The organism is Pseudobacteroides cellulosolvens ATCC 35603 = DSM 2933, assembly GCF_001262605.1.
Lineage (GTDB): Bacteria > Bacillota > Clostridia > Acetivibrionales > DSM-2933 > Pseudobacteroides > Pseudobacteroides cellulosolvens.
Genome location: NZ_LGTC01000001.1, coordinates 1810880 through 1831274 on the forward strand (window position 1 = coordinate 1810880; position 20395 = coordinate 1831274).

Consider the following 20395-nt stretch of genomic DNA (forward strand, 5'->3'; position numbering starts at 1 on the left):
AGTCCTTCCTTTTAAATATCAAATTTAATGCTATATGAAAAGTGATTGATTTTTTACATCCATTTTTTGCAATCTAAAGGTTATATCAAACATTAAGATTGTACCAGTCCCAACCTCACTCTTGATACAAATTGTTCCTCCTAATGCCCCAACAAGCCTTTTGGCCATAGCAAGTCCCAGGCCCACTCCTCCATGTTTTCGTGTATATGAGCCATCCACCTGGCTAAAGCTATCAAATTTGCTGTCAATTTTGCTCTCCGGAATACCAATACCTGTGTCTTTTAAAGAGAATCTAATCATTACCTTTTCTTCATTGACAGGATTATAATCAATAGATAGAGTAATATCACCTTTTTCTGTGAACTTGATTGCATTATCAACAAGGCACATAAGCAAACGTCTCAGTAATTCCGGATCACCAACTAGTAATGTTGGAACATTTGGACTGATTAAATAAAAGATTTCAACGCATTTTTTACTTGAATGACATCTAAAGAACTCAAAAATTTTATCTATGGTTTTTATAAGATTAAAATTGATTTCCTGAACCTCCAGTCTGTTAGATTCTATTTCAGAAAAAAATAGAATCTGGTTAACAATTTGAGCCAGTGAATTTGCTGAAGCCTTGACTATGCTCAAATACTCTCTTTGCTTTACCCCCAGCTCTGTAGATAGTAAAACATCTGTCATGCCCACTATTCCATTTAATGGTGTTCTTATTTCATGACTCATATTTGCCAAAAACTCACTTTTTGCTGCATTAGCCGCTTCAACAGCTTCTTTTGCTTTTTTCCATTCTGTTATATCACGGGATATTGACATGACGACCATTTGGTCTTTTAGTTCAAAGATATATGCACTTATTTGAACCGGTATAATCCGTCCATCACATGTAATATTAATCATTTCAAATGTATGGCTGCCTTTCTCCAAAAGAATCTTCATGTTTTCAGCTAACTTGCTTTTATATTCGTCATTTATCAAATCTGTAGGTGATAGCTGCAAAAGCTCCTCCCTTGCATAGCCTAATCTATTTATAGCTGCATCATTTACTTCAATAATTTTGCCAAGTTTATTATCATTTGTTATTTGTGTTACAAAAATTGCATCCTTCGCACCGTTGAATAATTCTCTGAATTTTTTTTCGCTTTCTATAAGGGCTTCATCCATAAGTTTTTTTTGAGTGATATCATAGCATGACCCAATATAGCCCGAAAAGTTTCCGTTTAAATCAACAAATGGCTTGCCTATACTATATATCCACCTGTATTCTCCATCATACCGTCTTAAACGACATTCCATTTCAAAAGGCTTTTTCAAATTAAATGAAGTAATATAAGTCTCATAACAGTTGTTTAAATCATCCGGATGCACAGCTTCAGTCCAACCACTCCCCTGTTCCTGTTCAAATGTACGCCCGGTAAAATTGAGCCAATTTGTATTTACATAATCACATTTTGAGTCAGTACCCGCCCTCCAAATAAGGGCAGGAAAATCCTCCAGGATATTCAAATAAAAATCCCTTGATTTTTCTAATTCTTCTTTTGTTTTAACCAGCTCAGCATTTTTCTCTTCCAGAGTTATACGCTGAAATCGCAAGTTGTCAATCGCCTTACCTAAAAAAATACCAATAACTATATAGATAAAAATTCCTGAAAACACTGCATGCTTATTAGTCCTTAAAATTGGATCTACCAGTATGTCAGCTGCCAAAATAAGGATTCCCCATAATGTAGATATTACTCCGCCTCGAAATCCCCATAATGCTGTAGCACATATGACCAGAAAGACTCCAAATATACCTTTTAACGGCTTGACACATAGTAGGTTAATAGCGGCAATATAAGTGAATACAAAATTACTACAACAAAAGCCAATTTTTTTTTCATTGAAGTCTCCCCCCTTGACTACTGTTTTAATATAAATCATGAAATATATAATGTCATTAGCAATATTTTCTTCTATCTTAATAAGCAACTGCTAATCAGCCTGTCAATGCTTGCTTTCAGTCTTTCTTCATTTATAGGTTTTACCAGAAAATCCTTGGCACCAAGCTTCATAGCCTCTATGACAAATGGTTCCTGCCCTAGAGCAGTAACCATTATTATCCTGGCTCCCTTATCTATTTCAAGAATTCTTTTTACGGCTTCTATCCCATCCATCTTAGGCATGGTAATATCCATTGTAATGATATCAGGCATTTCAGTCTTATACTTTTGAATTGCTTCTTCTCCGTCTTGAGCTTCACAGGTTTCAAAGCAATATTTATGTAAATATGTTTTAATCTTTTCTCTCATGAACAAGGCATCATCTACAATCATAATTTTCAAGAAAATCACCTCTCTCTTTTAAATACTTTTATCAGCCATTCTAATAATATCCGTTGGATTTAAAATGAGAACTACCTGACCATTTCCCAAAAGTGTGGAACCTGATATGCCGGGAATTGATGCCAGACAATCGCTGAGTGTCTTTACAACAAACTCCTGCTCATTCTTTAATTTATCTACAATAACCGCAACCTTTTCCACTCCATTTGATATAACCACGGAATTTACTTCGTCTTCTAAACTACCTTTTCTATTACAATCATTATCAAGCATAAATATCCTGCTTAACCATTCAACTCCAACTACTTCACCCCTAAGGTGCGTAAAGTATTTCTTGTTATATTCATGAATATTGCTGATGTTTATCTTTACAGTTTCTACGATATTTTCTATTGGAATAATGTAGTTTTCCTTCATAACTTCTACCAAAAGTCCTCTTGAAACAGCAAGAGTAAGAGGAAGTTGAATTATCATTTTTGTGCCTTTATCAACTTCACTTTCAATATGTATTAAACCGTTTATTTTTGAAATGTTGCTCTTAACAATATCCATTCCAACTCCGCGTCCAGAAACTTCAGTTACTTTTTTTGCCGTACTGAAGCCTGGAAGGAATATCAAATTCAACAATTGGCTTCTGCTCATATTTTCCGCTTCTGCACTTTTTATAAATCCCTTATCTATAGCTTTTTGCTTCAATTCCGTAGAATCAATACCTTTTCCATCATCCTCCACCTCAATGAACACATGTTTATTCCTGTTATATGCCCTTAAGTTTATCGTTCCAATGTCGCTTTTGCCTTTAATCCTCCTTGTTTCCGTATCCTCTATACCATGGTCAGCAGCATTCCTTATAATATGAACCAAAGGGTCGCTTATTTGCTCAATAATGGTTTTATCTATCTCAGTATCTTCACCTTCCATTATCAAGTTAATCTTTTTTCCGGTTGATTGAGAAATATCCCTAATTATACGGGGCATCTTCTGAAACACGTTTCTTACCTCAACCATTCTTACCGACATTATTGTGTTTTGAAGCTCATCGGATATCCTGTTTATCGCAAAACCAATCTCCTTTACTTCCTTCGCCAGTTCCGGAATGTTATATTCAATATTCAATCTCTTTGATACATGCATAAAGGAGTTTTTGGTAGTAATGAGCTCGGCTATTGTATTCATCATCTTATCAAGCTTATCCTGGCCAACCCTTATGCTCTGTAACACTGTGCTTTTTTGTCCTAAATCCTTAGGTTTCACCTCTTCTATATATGTATTTTCACGTACCACGTTATTTTCCGGACCTTGATCTATATCAAGTGATCTGTTTATTCTTCCAATCAGATCCTGGATGGGTATATCCACATACTGATTGTTGTTTACTGCATCAACACATGCTTTAAGATAATCTACAACCTCGTAGCCAAGTGATACCATATGCTTATTGAAAACTAATTTCTTATCCCTGAATGCGGCTAATATGTTTTCAAAGGAATGGGTAACAATTGATACATTTTTAACTACAGGGGAAATAGGGCTTGTACTTTGCAAGGTACTGTTTATAATTCCTGTACCTCCTTTAATGCTGTGTATACATCTGAATAAGTCGTTTATTGTGTCATAATCATCTCCTGATTTATCAAGCTTTACAAGTAAATCTCCTTCTATCCTTTCAATATGTTCTGTGGCCTCTACAACAAATTGCTCTTTAAACCCCGATGCTAATTTTTTCTTAAACTCTTCTGAATTGAGAATATCAACATCAGGCTGATTATCTCCACTTTCTTCGCTGCTTGTTTCTCCTCCTTGTTGACCACTTTGTTCTTGTTTATTATTAGTCTCGCTATCTTCTGCCATACTTATATGCTGATTAAAGGATGTATGAGAGCTATCATCATCCTTCTTATCTAAAATGTTTTGTATATTATTTATTACGTTCTCCAGCTTATCCTCGTTTGCAAGGATTATCTCAATTTCATTATGCCCATTCATACTGTCAGTATCTTTTAATTGTTCATTTATTGAATAAATAAAGCTCCCAAGAAGGTCTATGCTTTCCAACAGACAGTCAATTAACTCAGACCTTACGGCAGTCTTCTTTTTCCTTATGCTGTCTAAAGCAAATTCAATGTGGTGGCTTAGCTTGGTAATACAAACAAAGCTTAGAAATGAAGATAACCCTTTTATGCTGTGAACCCTTCTGAAAATATCATTAACTAATTCACTGTTTTCATCATTTGACTCAAGTTTTAAGAGCTCTTTTTCCAAACCTTCAATGTATTCTGTCGCCTCTTCAATAAAAGATTTTAATAACTCAAGATCATCACCCGCAAAAGTATATCCCATAAATTTCACCCTTCATTTTTTAGAAGTAAATTTATTGTAGTAACCAGCTTTTCAGGTTCGGTAGGCTTTACCATACATGTATTGGCCCCATACCTTAATCCCTTCACCCTGTCTTTCATTTCATCCTCTGTAGATATAACAATTATGGGCACAGTTATATCGTTTTCCCTTAATCTTTTTATAAACTCATATCCATCCATTTTGGGCATGTTTATATCGGTAACAATAAGGTCAAAATTTTCGCTCAACACCTTTTCCAGTGCGATCATACCGTTTTCAGCAGTAAAAACTTGATATTTGAACATCCCAAGAATAAAACTATGGTAATTTCTAACCATTTCAGAATCATCTACTACTAAAATTCTTTTAGCCATAAGGATTCCCTCCGTTTAAGGTTTTGAATATACGATTGTTTTTCCAATCCTCTGTACATTAAAGGCAGAGGAAATTCTACCTATGGATTCAGAGTGGCCCAAGAAAATATAGCCGCATGAATTTAAGCTGTTATACATGCTTTCTATAACCTTCTTCCTGGAATCATCATCAAAATAAATGAGGCAGTTTCTGCAGAATATAAAATCACAGCCTGTTATATTCCTCATTTCTTGTGATTCCATGAGGTTTAACTGCTTAAACGCTATAGACTTTCTTACATTTAAATTGATTAGATGCTTACCGTTTCTCAATGTAAAGTATTTACCAAGGTATTCCTCAGGAACATCTCTTACTGACCTGCTGTCGTAAATCCCCCTCTGTGCCATAGATAACACTTCGGTATTTATATCTGTTGCAAGTATCTGTATATCCCATCTATCATACTGTTCCAGCATTTCCATAAGGATAATAGATAAGGTATACGGTTCTTCTCCTGTTGAACAGGCTGCACTCCATATTTTTAACTTATAATCTTTTTTTGCTTCTTTATATTTAATATATTGTGGCAGTACTTCTTCAGCAAAGTTTTCCAGTTGAGGAAAGTCCCTAAAAAAATAAGTTTCATTAACTGTGAGGTCATTAATGAGTTGATTAAATTCCGACTGGTCCGATGAGAACTTAATTAGTTGATAATATTCCTTGAAACTTTCCATACCCAACTCTTCAATACGCTTTTCAAGCCTTTTCTGAACAAAATATCTTTTTCCCGGCTCATAATAAAGCCCGGTCCTTTTATATATTACATCTATAAACTTTCCGTATAAATCATCTAAAAGAATCATATTCATACCCCCAGTCTTTCAAGTGCTTCCTTTGTACTGTCACATACATCGGGGATACCGCAGTCAATATATTTTCTTAGAAAACCGATTGCTCTCTTATCTCCATAGTGTCCTAGGGATCCTATGGCTGCAAGTTTTAAAAGTGTATCTTCACAATCCAAATATGATACTAACATGTCAAAACTTTCTGCTTCTTGAAATTTATACAACTCTGATATGATCTCATACTTGTTGTTTTCATTAGTTTCATTTTCTAAAAGTGTTGTCAATAATTCGAAAGAGCAACGATTTATTCTTTTACAAAGAGATTTTATTACATTTCTTCTTACTAGATGATCTGAGTCATTGGCAAGTATTTTAATATAGAAAGAATAGGATTCATTATCAAGTAAATCTATTATTTCAACAAGCTTTTTACGGGTACTTCCGGTATCACAATCCATTATCTGCTTTATCAAACTCTCTGCCTTTTCATTATCCAATCGCAACATGATTTCCAATGCATCAAGCCCTATAGTTTCTTTGAAGTCTTTTACTATTGCTTCAATCTCATCAGTATCCACCTTGTCTTGACTCGATATCAACCTTTTAACAGCCAGTTTTCTTATATTTCTGTTTGGATGCTTCAAACATTGGATTGATAAGGCGTTGTCAAGCTTCCCATGATTTATCAAGCCTTCAAGTGCTATGGTACTAAGCTCATTTTCTATAGAAGCAGAAAACCTTTTTAAAAGCTCTTCATTCATATAGCTTTCTATATCGCATATTATGCGAAGTGCTTCACTCGCTACCTTGATTTCATCATTATCGCACAGCTTTTCAATCTCAGGCTTAAGCCCTTCAATTTTTTTATTTCTGATTATTTTTAGAGCAAAAACCTTTATATCGGTACTATCATCTTCAAGTAAACCTATTATAAATGCTATTGGAATAATATTTAGCTGACATACTAGTTCCAAAAGGCTTTCTTCAAAAAATTCCATGTGGTGAAATCTTTTGATTAGAGTACTTACATCGTTGAGATAAAAACTTAGTTGAATCTTTGAAGCAGCCTTAATTGACTTAATTGTATCCTTTTCATTTTCGTACCTTAGCTTTTCCTTGTATATGCCCTCTATTATTTCTAGTGTTTTTAAACTTATAGATACCTTTTCATTTGAGTTAATAATGTCGCTTATACACCGTATTAGGGTTTCGTCACTGATTTTATATTCTTTTATATAAGTGTTAATAACCTTTTCCAGGTCACTTAATGATCCTATTTTGCCTAAAACTCTCACAAAGGAATTTACCAGAATATTTTTTTCCAGATCATTAAAATTATCTGACTCAATCTTTTCCTCTATAATTCCTATAAATCCTTCTTGCCGGAAGTTTCCAAGGGCATTTATTAAAGAATCCAGGACCCAGACGTTCATTTCTGATTTGAATATTGTTAAAAGTACAGGTAAAGCCTTCTTGTACCTATGTATTCCTAAAACTTCCACAGCTGTTTGAATCACATTGCTATCAGTATCTCTTAAAGCTTCCAAAACCAAGCTGCTGCTTTCTTCCGTCGGTATTTGTTTCAGTATGTCCAAAGCAAATTTTCTTATATTTTTATCTTCGTCCTTTAGTACTTCTCCAAGTATATTTACACTTTCTTGACCTATATTCTGTAATATTTCAATCGCTGCATTCCTTAGATAAGCATCTTCCGACCTCAATAAGGGAATGATCTGGCGTACAGATTGCTCCGACTTAAAAAAACTTATCTTTTCAATCAACACTTCCTGATTATATCTGTTTTTTTCATTCTTAAGTTTACTTAAGAGTACCGGAAGACTTTTAGTATCATTTTGTTTTGAAAGGCTCATATATTCACCCCATCCTTGGTTTTATACCTATTTGTAATGCTTAGACATCTTTTACAATTCCCCTGATTGACTCCCTCCATCTTTCCAGCTTGTCTATTGACAGGTTAATTATGCTAATTACATACTCAACACTTTTAAATGGCTTTAGAATATAATCATTAGCCCCGCTTTCCAATGACTTAATTGTTTTATCCATAGTGGAATAACCTGTCATCATTATGACCTGGGCCAGAGCATCATAGGATTTTATCTCTCTTAAAAGCTCTATTCCATCCATTTTTGGCATAACTATATCTGTCAAAACAATATGGAATTTGTCGTTCTTAATCCTTTCCAATGCTTCTTGTGAATCTTCAGTTGTTTCAACACGGTATCCCTCCAGCACAAGATTTTTTTTCAGAGATTCAAGTATGTCACTTTCATCATCCACAATAAGGATCTTGTAGTTTTGTTTATTCATTTCTCTATCCCTCCATTCTAAAGTGCTTTCTTCTACTGCCCCAGTTAAATCCCAAAATTGCTTCAACTTCTGAGTAATATATTTTAAAAGGTTCAATATCATTTAGTGAATCAAGTATATTGTAAATTCTTTTCCTGTAAATCCCATTATTAATCAGAAAAAAGCCTATATTATCATCCGCAAGCTCTCTATTAATTGTAATAAATGTTTTTATATCTTCCGGCTCAATCATTTCAATCTCACTGATGTCTATTATAATATTTTTAAAAACATTTTTATCAATGCGGCTGGTCAGTTCATGCAGTAATGATATTTGAGATTTTGCATGCAACTTAATTTTTCTAAAAACAATGTTATTTTCTATTAATTCATAGATTTCTCTTATGATATCTATAAAAATTTTTTGCAATAAAGCTATGGTATTACGAGATGCATAATTGGGATATTCCAAATAATGTGCCAGAATTTCAATTAAAACAAATATATCCTCTTTATACTTTACTAGTCTTCTTGTATCTATGTGAAATCTGAATTCTTCCATAGTACCTTCCAGTACTTTATAAAGCCAGTCTATAGTTTGTGATCTGTTCAACTCGTGAAAATCCATATCCATTGAAAAATTAAATACCAGATTGGCAATAGCCTTAAAGTTTTTAAAAAATGTATCAAAAAAATCTATATCTTTTGACTTGAATCTAATCTCACTCTCTTCGATATAGTTGCCGGTAACATTTATAATCTTAATCATCTTTATATCACCAACATCAAGAATCTGTAATAGTTCATCTTCATTCCTGTTTGTCGAAATAATGCTTTGATATGTTTTATTGCTATCCTCACTGCTTATGTCAACCATTACCTGATGAGATGGACTAGAATACAAAACAGCTCCCATATCGTTTATTGCATTTAAAAGCATGAACCTTCTGACATTTAGCATGGGAGTATCCTTCTCAAATACCAGATATACAAAAAAAGTGTTGCTATATATTTCATGTTCCTTATGAAAGTTCATACTTATTTCTTTATGCTCAATCTTTTCGTGCTTGTCCTTTATGAGCTTTGATATTTCATCTTCAATTTCCTTTGAAAAATCCGCTATATCTTTGGGTAGATCTTCAGTTATAGAATCAGATCTTATACAAATAAACTTTCTGGTAGTATCAAAAGCATCAAAACAAAGATTTATGATATACTTATCCAGTTTTAAGCTTCCCTTTCTTACAAGATCCAGCATGTCCTCAGTTTTATGTGTAAGGCTCGCAATCTCATCAAATCCTACCGATGCAGAAGAGCTTTTTAATGAATGTGCAGATCTGAAGAGTTGGTTAATATCTTCCTGAGAATATCTTTCTTCAAGCCTTAAAAGTGCCTCTTCCGCATTTTGCAAAAAGTCAAAAGCATCTTCAAAATATATATTTATATGCTCATCCATTTTGGGCCCTCCTTTTATTTTATGTCTAGGAAATTCTCACTACAGGTTTTGCTCTATTAAAGGCAGATTAATAATTATTTCTGTCCCTTCATTTAACTTGCTAAATACATCAATACTGCCCTGATGTTCTTTTATTATCCCATAGACTATTGAAAGGCCTAGCCCAGTACCACCTTCATCCAGGTAAGTAGTATAAAAAGGATTAAAAATCATTGTTAAGTTTTCTTCCTTAATTCCACATCCATTATCACTTACAATTACAGATACAAAATTATGATGTTTAAGTAATGTTTTTATTTCAATACATCCATGAGATTCATTTTGCTTTCTTATGGCTATTATTGAGTTAAGTATTAAATTTATAAAAACCTGCTCCAATTGTTGTTTAGAGCCGTTTATAATATATCTGTCCTTATGGATGCTGTTTATAAATGTAATTTTATGCCTGACAATTTCATTCTTAATCAATTTCAGTGAGTCCTCAAGACAATCAAACAAATCAACAGAGGAGTATCCCACCTTTTCCTGTCTTGAAAAAAATTTAAGTCCATTTACAATATCCATTATTCTCTCGGTACCCTTGTACATAGATTTTATGACCTCATCAAAGTCTCCTATTACTATTTTGATTCTTTCATCCCCTTGGACATCAATATGCCCTATTACAATATTCCAATATTTTTGAAGCAATTCTATATTAGACCGTATATAGGTCGTGGGGTTATTTATTTCATGAGCCACACCAGCTACCAACTGTCCTAGCGATGCCATTTTATCAGCTTGTATCAGTGCTTTTTCCTGGGTTTTTATTTTATCTAACTGCTCCTTATTGGCTTTTTTTAAGTTTTCAAGAAATCTATTCTTTTCCTCATCACTTCTAAGTAGACTTTCATTGGATTCTTCAAATTCTTGAACAATTGCAAGGACTCCTGTGTTAGTTTCTAACAACTCTTCAGTGAGCTTATCTATTTCATCCTCCAGCCTGTGCCTTTCATCCATCATATATTTAAATAAGAGATACCACTTTAAACAATCATTTTTCATAATCATCGCCCTATATAAAAGCAACTAAAACAGTTGCATCATCAGTTTCTTTGCCAAAGTCTCTCATAATTGTATTGGACAAAATAGCCGGGTTTTTCAGCAAAATCCCCGGATAGTTCCGTATATCCCATCTTGTAGAAATCCCATCCGAACACATAACCACTGCGGCACCACTTTTGTAAAATCGTTTATATGTTTTAATACTATTTACTTTACTGCCCAGGATACCATTTGTTGGCATCATAATCTCAGTCCTATCTTCACTGACATACCTTATATCTATATTACCTATGGAGGAATACTCAAATTCATTTTTAAACTTATCTATGACCACTATACCCATTGCCGCTCCACGTGTCTGTTTTAATGCATCATTAACAGAAAATATTATTTCTGTAAGGTTTTTATGATAATTGTGCTCTATTGTTCTTGCTGCCAATGTTGAGGCTTTATGAGCTTCATTTCCATGCCCCAGACCGTCTATAACTGCGATAATTTCTTTATCATTTAAGTGTTTCACATAATATGAGTCTCCATTTATATTAAACCCCGGATATGGTCTGCTCATTACACTTACTTTTATATCATTATTATATGGATCCAACTTACAATTTAACCATTTTTTAACTGTAACTACTGTACCGGCACATATTTCTTCAAAGGGATACCTTAAATATTTACTATCCTTGATATTAGAATATATCTCAAATGAATCCATCAGCCTTTTAACAGCCCCTAATCCTGTGCCCATAGTGCCTTTTGTAGAAAATCCATCTCTGATAACCTCATCTACATCAGCTATTCCTGGACCTTTGTCTTCAACAGTTATCTCTATTCCCATTCTCCCGCCTTCAGAGATTTCTGTTACTATGACTTTTCCATCAACCGCATTATGCTTTATAATATTGGTACATAATTCTGTAACAACAATAGATATTTCACCTACTTCACGTTCATTAAATCCTAAACGTGAGCATATTTGTGTAATACTTCGCCTTGCTGTACCTATATCATAATCCCCTCGTATATCCAGTATATCTATCAAAACCACCCCCTTAAATCCATTTCTTAATAACAACCTTTGTACCTATTCCAACCTGGGATGTTATGAAAAAGTAGTCCATCAGCCTTTTGCTGCCCGGAAGGCCCAAACCCATACCCTTTCCGGTAGTAAACCCTTCTTTCATAACAAGTTCAATATCTTCAATTCCTGGCCCTTCATCAATAAATGAAAACATAAGACCCTTTTGTGATCCATTTGAAATAACTTCAATAACAACCCTGCCACTTCCGGCATGTTCATAGACATTTCTAGAAAGCTCACTTACCGCCGTTATGATCCTGGTCTGATCAACCAAACCAAAATTCATTTCCTTGGCCGCTTCTCTTGACTTTTGCCGGGCAATCACTATGTCACGTTCTTCATTTATCATAACCTCATAAAGTATCATCTAGTTCCTCTCCCAGCTGATCATTCCCATCTAACCCATCATCCGCCAATCTTCCTGTTAATGCTGACTCATCTACTTCTTCTATGCATTGAGATTTAATTTCTCTTTTAAGTTTCTCAATTCCAGACTCCATATCCAAGGCGGTATTGACACTGCCTATTTCCAAGCCTAATTCAACCAAAGTGATGGCAACACAAGGTTTCATGCCTACAATCATGATTTCCGAGCCCAATAATCTTATCATCCTGGCTGTATCGGAAATAACTCTCCCCAAAAATGAATCAATTATATCCAACACAGATATATCAATAAGAACTCCAACCGCTTTATTCTTGTAAATTTTCTCTAAAATATCCTGTTGGAAGTTCACTATGGACCTATCAGTTAAGTCTCCCTGCAAGGATACAATTAGTATGTTGTTAATCTTTAGTATTGGTATTTTTTCCATTTATATCTCTCCATTACCTCTAGCTCTTTTTTACTTTCACTACTCGATAATCCATCATATCATATGCTAATTTTATACCATCTGCCATTAATGCTTTTGTCATAACGCCCGACAAATCCACCCCCAGGTGTACCATGGTCTGGGCAATTGCAGGACTAATACCGGTAATAATGATTTCTGCTCCAAGCAGTTTGATTGCACTTGCTGTTTTTAGAAGGTGGTTTGCAACAAGCGTATCAACAGTTGGCACTCCCGTAATATCAATAATTGCAACTAATGATCCGGTTTCAACAATCATTTCTAAAAGTTTCTCCATTATTAACTGTGTTCTTTTGCTGTCAAGTGTTCCAATAAGAGGTACTGCCAGTATCCTATCCCACACACTTATTACCGGAGTTGATAACTCTATCATATCCTGCTGCTGCCTTAAAATAATGTTTTCTCTTTCCTTCACATAAAGGTTGAATGTAAATAAACTCATTTTATCAAATACATCGGACAGCCTTATAATTTCTGAATTTATTGAAGCATTATCATCACTAAAATCTTTTTGCAAAACTTTAAAAACAATTGTCTTCAATGAATATATATACATGCTTATTTCCATAGGTCCCATACCTTTTAAAGCAGTGGTCCTTGAGTAAAGTTCCAATGACCCTTTTATACCATTAGAATCCATAGCATTTAAAGATACTTTATCTTCACTAAGCATGGACATAAAAACATCTAGAATCTGAGTACAAAAGCTTTTGACATCATTATCCGAAAGTACACTCTTTTTAATGATTTTGTTTAGTTTTATTTCTTTTTCCCATAAGTCTACGATAATATCCTTTTTATTTATTAGTAATTCATAGGTCTTTACACTATTTATTTTGTCCATATTTTCATTATTCTCCTATCTCATCACTGCTCTTATTATTTCATTGGGAATTCTATGTGATGGTGCCACTATTTGGGCACCTCCACGTTCAATAGCTTCTCTTGGCATACCGAAAACTACAGCAGTAGACTCATCCTCTGCAATTGTTATGCCTCCTGCTTTTCTTATCTTTACCATAGCATCAGCACCATCATCACCCATGCCTGTCATCAATACCCCTATAACGTTTTTGCCTCCGTAACACTCCAATACTGACTCCATAGTAACATTTACAGAGGGCATAAATAGTGTCTTTGGTGTATTTGTTAATCTGATTCCCTCTTTCCTAACTGTGAGATGATATCCTCCAGGAGCAAGAAAACCTTTACCATTAACTACTTTGTCCCCTACTTCTGCTTCTTTGATATCGATTTTACTTGCGTCATTTATCCGCCTCGCAAAGGTTGATGTAAACGCAGGTGGCATGTGCTGAACAATAATTATGGCTGCTTTAAGATCAACAGGAATCATTGGAAGGACCTCCATAAGTGTGTTGGGCCCGCCAGTTGATATTCCTATCACAACTACCTTGGATGCACACGATTTACTTAAAGATGATGTGCTTACTGCTGGCCTTTCTCTATTCGGCTTTATAATTGGTCTTTCAATCCTTCCTCTGATACTGCATTTTCTCGAGTACTTATAAGCTGCCTTTACCTTTTCAATGATCTCTTTTCCGACAATGTATATATTTGAGGATACTGTTCCAGATGGCTTGGCAACAAAATCAAATGCACCAAGTTCAAGTGCTTCGAATGTGATGAGTGCTCCTTCCTGAGACAGTGAACTTAAAACAATAACAGCAACATTAGGAAATTCATTAAGAATATGCTGCATAGAAGTAAGACCATCCATAAGAGGCATGTTTATATCCATGGTAATTACATCCGGCATCAATTCCCTTGCTTTTAAAATAGCATCTTCACCATCTCTTGCCACCCCTATCACTTCCAAGCTGGAATCAGTAGATATGATTTCCTTTATAGCCTTTCTCATAAGTGCTGAGTCATCAACAATTAATACCTTGATTCTCTCCATGGTTGTCCCTCCAAAACATAAGAAGATATCAATCATTCTCAACTAATGGTAATCACCCATCCCTCTCCCGGGTTTACCTTTTGAAATAAACAATTAGTAATACGGGAGAGAGATAAACAATTTCACTTGTTTATGAAACTGTCTTCAGTGACATTAAACAGTTTTTTATACTGGTTGCTTCTTGGCCTTTCCTTTTGCTGTCTCAACCTTCTTTTCCGGCTCAACTTCAATGGATGGTTTCTCATTAAACTTAAGAACCTTTCTAAGGCTTAGAATGAGTATCATCCTCTTTCCGCTGTCCAGCTTTCCAACCCCTTCAATATACTCAGTATCTATACCGCTGGATAATATTTTAGGAGGTGCTTCAATATAGCTTTTTTCAAACCTCAATACCTCAGATACAGCATCGACAACTATTCCTGTCTTCTTACTCTCTACATCCACTATAATAACCCTTGTAGAATCTGTCTTTTCTTGGTCTGAGAGACCAAAAAGTTTTCTTAGATCCAGTGCAGGAATAATATTACCCCTTAAGTTGACTATACCCTCAATAAAATATGGTGCCCTGGGTATCTTTGTTATTTCTGTCATCCTGTTTATTTCCTGCACATCGGTTATTTTTATGGCAAATTCCTCATTATCCAGTTTAAATGTAACCAACTGCTCCTCATCCATAAGCTGTCTTTCAATGCTTTTGGTCTCTTCTTCTGAAGATGATTCCTGGTAACTTTTTATATTACTAAGTTCATCCATTGAAAGCAGCTTTGTAGGTTCTAAGAGAAGCAACAGCCTTTTACCATTATTAAGCTTGGCTATTCCTTTAATCTGCTCACCGTCTGCATTGTAAAATACAGGTGGCGGAGGTTGTATTACGCTTGTCGGTACTCTTATGACCTCTGTAACCTTGTCTACTAAAATTCCAGAGGTCATATTACCCATATCCACTATGAGGATTCTGGTATGGTCGGTTAGATCATCATCTTCCATTCCGAAATATCTTCTTAAGTTTAAGATGGGCAGCAGATGATTTCTAATGGATACAACTCCTTCAATATAATGCTCGCAGTTTGGTACCTTTACTATCTCCGGCACCCTTATGATTTCCTTAACCTGCATTATGTTTAGTGCATACTCTTCTTTCCCAATCATAAAGGAAACAAGCTGCTCCTCCTCTAACATTTCTTTAGTTGATGTGGCTATTGATTCTGCCGTACCTGAATTGTTGGACATGTTGTCTATTATTTCATTCAAACCTTCCATGTCATCCATATTAAGTATCTTTAACAGCTCTAAGAACATAATAAGTCTTTTTCCGCTGTTTAACTTCACAACACCGCTGATATAATCGGTATCAATGTTTTTAATAACTGCAGGCGGAGGCTCTACTTCAGATGTATTAACCCTCATAACCTCAGATACCTTGTCAACAATCATACCTGTAGCTTTTCCGTTAATATCAATAACAAGCACCCTGCTGTTTTCATCCTTCTCTTTTTTTTCCATACTCAGCCTGGATCTGCCATCAATAATAGGTAGGACGCTTCCTCTTAAGTTGCACACACCCTCTATGTATGATGGAGCATTAGGAACCTTTGTTATGTCTGTTACCCTGACAATTTCTTTGACATTCATTATATTTGCTCCAAACTCCTCATGTCCAAGATGAAAGGTAACCAGCTGTATCTCTGTAAAGCTTGATGCATTTACCTGAGAAGCCATTGCTATACCCCCATTCCATTACATGTTTTGTAATTCATCAGCCAAACTTGATATTTCCTCAATGGCTTCTGCCAGCTCCTGCATACCTCTTGCTTGTTCAGATGCCGCATTTGAAGCCTCATTAGCTGCCTTTGAAGCCTCCTGTGCTGCTGCTGCAATCTGCTCAATTCCCTTTCTTGCCTGTTCAAGTGCTACCATTGATTCTCCCGCACCTTTGGCAACTTCTTTTACTCCCATGAGAATTGATGTCATATTCTCTTCGATTCCATTTAAAGACTCTGTAATCCTTTTTGCTTTTTCTGCTTCTGAGAATGCTGTTTTACTTGAAATATCTATATCTGAGGAAACTCTCAGTATTTGACTCTGAATTCCCCTTACAAGATCTTTAATTTTATCTGTATTTTCTGCAGACTCATTGGCTAATGTCCTGATATCACCTGCAACTACAGAAAAACCTCGCCCAAATTCACCGGCACGTGCTGCTTCAATTGATCCGTTTACTGCAAGCATATTGGTTTGAATAGTCACATTGACAATGGCATCAACAATTTTATCAATTTTCCTAGTAGTCTCCTCTAGGTTCTTTATATTCTTTGCAGATACAGTACTTGATTGTGCAGCTGAAGAAATTCCTTCAATTAGATTATCTACTCCAATTTTATTGGCTTCTATCAATTTTTGAAGTTCAGATACCTTATCGTTAGCTTCTCCGGCACTTTCGTTCATCTGTTTAGCTGCCACAGAAAGCCTTTCTGCTAAAGTCCCTGCTTTATCAGTAATCTCAGCCTGTGCTTTGGCACCTGTAGATATCTGTGTCATAGCGGTCATTATCTGGCTTGATAATGCATTAGCTTCCTCAACATTTGCTGATAACTCCTCTGCTGCAGCGGCTAAAGTTTCTGAGGATTTTTGAGCATCAGTAGATACCTTCAATTCCTCTGCCAATTGCGCAAGTTCAGCTGATGCAACATTCAACTCTTCAAATGCCTTGTTCTGTTCAGACAAGGACTTATCAATCTCTTCCGCTGCACTGCTTTGCTGTTCGGCAGCCGCCGCAACCTGTTCAGCAAGGGATAAAAACTCAGCAGCACCTTTATTGGCATCTACAGCATTTTGCGATACTTCATTAACACCTTTTTGTACTAAAGCAACTTCATCGTTTATTTTAACTAAATCTGATGTAACCTTCTTAGATTTTTCAATCTCTTCATTTGCCGATTTTGTTGCAGAGTCTATGTCACCAACAACAACTTTTACATTCTTTTGTATATCATTAACCAGTTCTCTTATATCTCTAGCTGATTTTTCTGATATTTCAGCCAGATTCCTAACTTCGTCAGCAACAACAGCAAACCCCCTTCCGTGTTCACCTGCCCGTGCTGCTTCAATTGCTGCATTCAGTGCAAGAAGGTTGGTTTGATCCGCTATCCTTACAACGGCCTGAACTATATTTCCAATCTCATCAGACTGTTTTTCCAACGCTGTAACCAGTTTAACAGACTCTAGATTCGTATCAGCCGACTCCTTAATTCCCTTTACAAGCTGTTCTATATCACCCGCTGTTGCTTTTATTAAGACTTGTGCTTCATCAACCTTTTGTAATGATTCCTTAGCCCTCTTGTCAGCAATTACCGAAGCTTTATCAATCTGGTTTATTGCTGCTCTGGATTCTTCAGCAGCTGACGATGCTTCGTTTGCCCCAGTTGCTATCTGGCCCATTGTTGCACTTAGTTCTTTCGCAGCATTACTGGATTCTTCAATACCTGAAGCCAGCTGTTCAGTTGTAGCGGCAATTCTTTCCGCCATCTGCTGCTGTTTTGCAAGGGTTCTGGCTTTTACTTTCTCCTGTGCCTGCTTTTTAGCCAGCTCCCTTTTCTTTTCAATATCATTGGCATTATTTTGTACTGAGGTTTGTTCAGTACGTTTTTCACCTACTGATGAAGCCCTAGACGTAGTAGCAGGCTTTGCAAGTCTTTTTTCCATAAAATTGATACCTCCAGTTTTTTTGATGTTTGAAAGTATTTACCAACTTCTATTACTACATTTAAAAATTCCCAATACTTATATAAAACTTGATCGTCTCCCTACACCCAAAATTCGTAAGTGAAAAAACCGGAAACAACAAGGTTGGGCCATAATTTCCAATAGACGAATAAAGGCCAATACAATTAACATAATATAAATATATTTTTATATCATGTTAGTTATATTGGCCTACATGTAACTGGCATTGCTTTACCATTCACAAAGTCAACCTATATTAAGAAAGTAAGGAGGCATACCTTGAACTAGCATCTTTGCCTTTTCAAAGTACCCATTAATATATTTAATTTTTAACATATCATTGGGGTATAAATCCAAACTTACTTATATCCAACAACAGAGTTATCTTATCCCCATTATCTGAGCTGTCAATTCCTTTTAGTACTTTTCCGTTTCTGCCTTTTTCACTTTCCTGAAAGTTCCTGATACTGTTTGATGAGATATTCAATACTTGAGATACTTTATTAACCAAAATCCCATACAAAATTTGATCTACAGTAATGATAATTATTCTCGAATTATCATTTGGAAGAAACTCCACTTCATCAAGAAAATATCCTATATTAACTACTGATATTATTTGATCCCTAAGGTTTATTATACCTACCAGGTACTCTTTACTCCTGGGTATTTTTACAACACCGGAATACCTGACAATCTCATTAACATACTTTAGTTCTATAGCGTACTCGGTATTATTCAAGCTAAAGTTTAGAAACTTAACATTATGTGTTTCTTCAATTATTAACTTATCATGTAAATTATTCGGTAAACTCTTAGGTGGATTCTGCAGATTAGTTGTTTCCTCGGGATAATAATCTTTTTTCTTTTCATCCATATTTTTTTCGGCAAGTTCCTTCTTCCTCTGAATATCAAGTTTTACTTTTTCGAAGTTATTTTTTAACTTATCACCCATTTTATCACTAGTAGTTTTTTTTGCCATTTTACCCAATCAGCCTTTCTACAACTAATGAAAATTGATTTGCCGCTACATTATCAAACTCAAATACTGTTTTACCCAGCTTTCCTGCCTCTGTAAGCTTTATTCTCCTGTGAATAGGCTCAGATAATATATTGCTGTTGCTAAAGAATTCCTTTAAAAACTCCAGGTTTTCTTTGCTATCATTAGTCCTTTGATCAAACATATTAGGAATAACCAATGATATCATATCAGGGTCTAATCTAAGATCTGCCAGATATTCATATATATTTCCTATCGCTCTTACTGAAGCTGCTTCAACCTGGACAGGCAGTACAATATTATCTACATAGCAAAGAACAGCATCATTTATTTTTGTTCTTTGGGGTCCGCAGTCTATAATTACATAATCATATCTTAAACTTTCCAAACCCGCTAATAATTCATTAAGTACTAAATCTATTCTGGATATCCTGTGGAACTGCGAATTTATCTGTTCTATGTGCATTGACGGGAGAAGATCAAGGTTTTCACGGGCACTTATAATACATTCTTCTATTGTGCAGCAATTTCTATTATTAATCAGATCAAAAAAAGTATTTTTGTAGTCATCCTGAGTAAATCCTAGAAACATGCTTGAATCATTCTGTCCATCCAGATCTATGAGCAGTATTTTAAAACCTTTTAAAGCCAGGCCATGCGCTATCTGGACAGATACCGTGCTTTTTCCTACCCCACCCTTATTATTAATTACTGCAATTTTTTTCATAGTATACCCCATTATCTTACAATAAATTTTTCTTCAATATTCTCTCTCATTGCTAGTATAATCAGGTTTTCCCCAGTTTTAGTACTTGTTTCATAATGCGAACTTATAACATCACAATTGACAATTTTTATAACAAGGTCTTTGAGATAATCTTTTGTCGCCTCAAACTGAGTTACTTTAAATTCCTTTATTTGTTTTATACCTTCAATATTCTCAGCAATTTTACGCTGAGCAAGACTAATTATATTCCCTGTACGAATTATTATTAGATCTTGAGAGATGATTGTCCTAATGGACTTTGGCCCTTTTCCATAAACTTCAGTTTCAAATTTACTTACAGCATCACTAATTTTGGCCTCTATTTGTCTTTTTATCATCTAATTAAACCAGCCTTTAGAATATTA

Annotated in this window: 19 protein-coding genes; all 19 read right to left on the minus strand. The window is 35.1% G+C overall.

Annotated elements, in window-relative coordinates; all coding sequences use genetic code 11:
- Positions 1-30: 30 nt before the first annotated feature.
- Entirely contained in the window at positions 31-1977 is a 1947-nt protein-coding gene (locus Bccel_RS07360) for a PAS domain-containing hybrid sensor histidine kinase/response regulator (RefSeq protein WP_050753243.1), read from the minus strand.
- A complete protein-coding gene (locus Bccel_RS07365) occupies positions 1962-2321 on the minus strand; it encodes a response regulator (protein WP_036942497.1) in 360 nt (119 codons plus the stop codon). The genes Bccel_RS07360 and Bccel_RS07365 overlap by 16 nt, the downstream gene beginning before the upstream one ends.
- Before the next feature lie 27 nt (positions 2322-2348).
- Positions 2349-4670 (minus strand): chemotaxis protein CheA, encoded by a 2322-nt coding sequence (locus Bccel_RS07370; protein ID WP_050753244.1) that lies wholly within the window; start codon positions 4668-4670, stop codon positions 2349-2351.
- A gap of 5 nt (positions 4671-4675) precedes the next feature.
- Complete coding sequence (locus tag Bccel_RS07375; RefSeq protein ID WP_036942347.1) at positions 4676-5044, minus strand: response regulator transcription factor; 369 nt, start codon at positions 5042-5044, stop codon at positions 4676-4678.
- 15 nt (positions 5045-5059) lie between these two features.
- Positions 5060-5887 (minus strand): CheR family methyltransferase, encoded by an 828-nt coding sequence (locus Bccel_RS07380; RefSeq protein ID WP_036942349.1) that lies wholly within the window; start codon positions 5885-5887, stop codon positions 5060-5062.
- A gap of 2 nt (positions 5888-5889) precedes the next feature.
- A complete protein-coding gene (locus tag Bccel_RS07385; RefSeq protein WP_036942352.1) occupies positions 5890-7743 on the minus strand; it encodes a HEAT repeat domain-containing protein in 1854 nt (617 codons plus the stop codon).
- A 40-nt stretch (positions 7744-7783) separates the two neighbouring features.
- On the minus strand, positions 7784-8203 hold the full coding sequence (locus Bccel_RS07390; RefSeq protein ID WP_036942355.1) for a response regulator: 420 nt from the start codon (positions 8201-8203) through the stop codon (positions 7784-7786).
- Between the two features lie 4 nt (positions 8204-8207).
- Positions 8208-9638 (minus strand): Hpt domain-containing protein, encoded by a 1431-nt coding sequence (locus Bccel_RS07395; protein ID WP_036942357.1) that lies wholly within the window; start codon positions 9636-9638, stop codon positions 8208-8210.
- A 39-nt stretch (positions 9639-9677) separates the two neighbouring features.
- A complete protein-coding gene (locus tag Bccel_RS07400; protein WP_036942359.1) occupies positions 9678-10682 on the minus strand; it encodes a sensor histidine kinase in 1005 nt (334 codons plus the stop codon).
- A gap of 10 nt (positions 10683-10692) precedes the next feature.
- Complete coding sequence (locus Bccel_RS07405) at positions 10693-11727, minus strand: ATP-binding SpoIIE family protein phosphatase (protein WP_036942362.1); 1035 nt, start codon at positions 11725-11727, stop codon at positions 10693-10695.
- Positions 11728-11737: 10 nt separating this feature from the next.
- Positions 11738-12133 carry an anti-sigma regulatory factor gene (locus tag Bccel_RS07410; RefSeq protein WP_036942365.1) on the minus strand — a complete coding sequence of 132 codons (396 nt, stop codon included), beginning with the start codon at positions 12131-12133 and terminating at the stop codon, positions 11738-11740.
- Positions 12120-12581: an STAS domain-containing protein gene (locus Bccel_RS07415; protein WP_081926949.1), complete on the minus strand. Its 462-nt coding sequence runs from the start codon at positions 12579-12581 to the stop codon at positions 12120-12122. Before Bccel_RS07415 ends, Bccel_RS07410 begins: the two co-directional genes overlap by 14 nt.
- Before the next feature lie 19 nt (positions 12582-12600).
- Positions 12601-13464 (minus strand): STAS domain-containing protein, encoded by an 864-nt coding sequence (locus tag Bccel_RS07420; protein ID WP_036942368.1) that lies wholly within the window; start codon positions 13462-13464, stop codon positions 12601-12603.
- Positions 13465-13479: 15 nt separating this feature from the next.
- Positions 13480-14541 carry a protein-glutamate methylesterase/protein-glutamine glutaminase gene (locus Bccel_RS07425; protein WP_036942371.1) on the minus strand — a complete coding sequence of 354 codons (1062 nt, stop codon included), beginning with the start codon at positions 14539-14541 and terminating at the stop codon, positions 13480-13482.
- A 165-nt stretch (positions 14542-14706) separates the two neighbouring features.
- Positions 14707-16260, minus strand: a complete 1554-nt coding sequence (locus Bccel_RS07430) for a chemotaxis protein CheW (protein WP_036942374.1) — start codon at positions 16258-16260, stop codon at positions 14707-14709.
- An 18-nt stretch (positions 16261-16278) separates the two neighbouring features.
- On the minus strand, positions 16279-18243 hold the full coding sequence (locus Bccel_RS07435) for a methyl-accepting chemotaxis protein (protein WP_036942375.1): 1965 nt from the start codon (positions 18241-18243) through the stop codon (positions 16279-16281).
- A gap of 358 nt (positions 18244-18601) precedes the next feature.
- Positions 18602-19246 (minus strand): chemotaxis protein CheW, encoded by a 645-nt coding sequence (locus Bccel_RS07440; RefSeq protein ID WP_036942378.1) that lies wholly within the window; start codon positions 19244-19246, stop codon positions 18602-18604.
- Position 19247: 1 nt separating this feature from the next.
- Positions 19248-19991: a ParA family protein gene (locus tag Bccel_RS07445; protein WP_036942381.1), complete on the minus strand. Its 744-nt coding sequence runs from the start codon at positions 19989-19991 to the stop codon at positions 19248-19250.
- Positions 19992-20002: 11 nt separating this feature from the next.
- The gene (locus tag Bccel_RS07450) at positions 20003-20368 is read right to left on the minus strand and encodes a Na-translocating system protein MpsC family protein (RefSeq protein WP_036942384.1); all 366 of its coding nucleotides are present in this window, start codon (positions 20366-20368) and stop codon (positions 20003-20005) included.
- Between the last annotated feature and the right edge of the window lie 27 nt (positions 20369-20395).

What these genes read in the sequence shown, in the direction of transcription:
- Bccel_RS07370 (WP_050753244.1), bottom strand. Translation starts at nt 4,670, where the DNA reads ATGGGATATACTTTTGCGGGTGATGATCTTGAGTTATTAAAATCTTTT.
- Bccel_RS07365 (WP_036942497.1), bottom strand. Translation starts at nt 2,321, where the DNA reads ATGATTGTAGATGATGCCTTGTTCATGAGAGAAAAGATTAAAACATAT.
- Bccel_RS07420 (WP_036942368.1), bottom strand. Translation starts at nt 13,464, where the DNA reads ATGGACAAAATAAATAGTGTAAAGACCTATGAATTACTAATAAATAAA.
- Bccel_RS07435 (WP_036942375.1), bottom strand. Translation starts at nt 18,243, where the DNA reads ATGGAAAAAAGACTTGCAAAGCCTGCTACTACGTCTAGGGCTTCATCA.
- Bccel_RS07410 (WP_036942365.1), bottom strand. Translation starts at nt 12,133, where the DNA reads ATGATACTTTATGAGGTTATGATAAATGAAGAACGTGACATAGTGATT.
- Bccel_RS07425 (WP_036942371.1), bottom strand. Translation starts at nt 14,541, where the DNA reads ATGGAGAGAATCAAGGTATTAATTGTTGATGACTCAGCACTTATGAGA.
- Bccel_RS07450 (WP_036942384.1), bottom strand. Translation starts at nt 20,368, where the DNA reads ATGATAAAAAGACAAATAGAGGCCAAAATTAGTGATGCTGTAAGTAAA.
- Bccel_RS07400 (WP_036942359.1), bottom strand. Translation starts at nt 10,682, where the DNA reads ATGAAAAATGATTGTTTAAAGTGGTATCTCTTATTTAAATATATGATG.
- Bccel_RS07445 (WP_036942381.1), bottom strand. Translation starts at nt 19,991, where the DNA reads ATGAAAAAAATTGCAGTAATTAATAATAAGGGTGGGGTAGGAAAAAGC.
- Bccel_RS07395 (WP_036942357.1), bottom strand. Translation starts at nt 9,638, where the DNA reads ATGGATGAGCATATAAATATATATTTTGAAGATGCTTTTGACTTTTTG.
- Bccel_RS07375 (WP_036942347.1), bottom strand. Translation starts at nt 5,044, where the DNA reads ATGGCTAAAAGAATTTTAGTAGTAGATGATTCTGAAATGGTTAGAAAT.
- Bccel_RS07385 (WP_036942352.1), bottom strand. Translation starts at nt 7,743, where the DNA reads ATGAGCCTTTCAAAACAAAATGATACTAAAAGTCTTCCGGTACTCTTA.
- Bccel_RS07430 (WP_036942374.1), bottom strand. Translation starts at nt 16,260, where the DNA reads ATGGCTTCTCAGGTAAATGCATCAAGCTTTACAGAGATACAGCTGGTT.
- Bccel_RS07380 (WP_036942349.1), bottom strand. Translation starts at nt 5,887, where the DNA reads ATGATTCTTTTAGATGATTTATACGGAAAGTTTATAGATGTAATATAT.
- Bccel_RS07415 (WP_081926949.1), bottom strand. Translation starts at nt 12,581, where the DNA reads ATGGAAAAAATACCAATACTAAAGATTAACAACATACTAATTGTATCC.
- Bccel_RS07440 (WP_036942378.1), bottom strand. Translation starts at nt 19,246, where the DNA reads ATGGCAAAAAAAACTACTAGTGATAAAATGGGTGATAAGTTAAAAAAT.
- Bccel_RS07390 (WP_036942355.1), bottom strand. Translation starts at nt 8,203, where the DNA reads ATGAATAAACAAAACTACAAGATCCTTATTGTGGATGATGAAAGTGAC.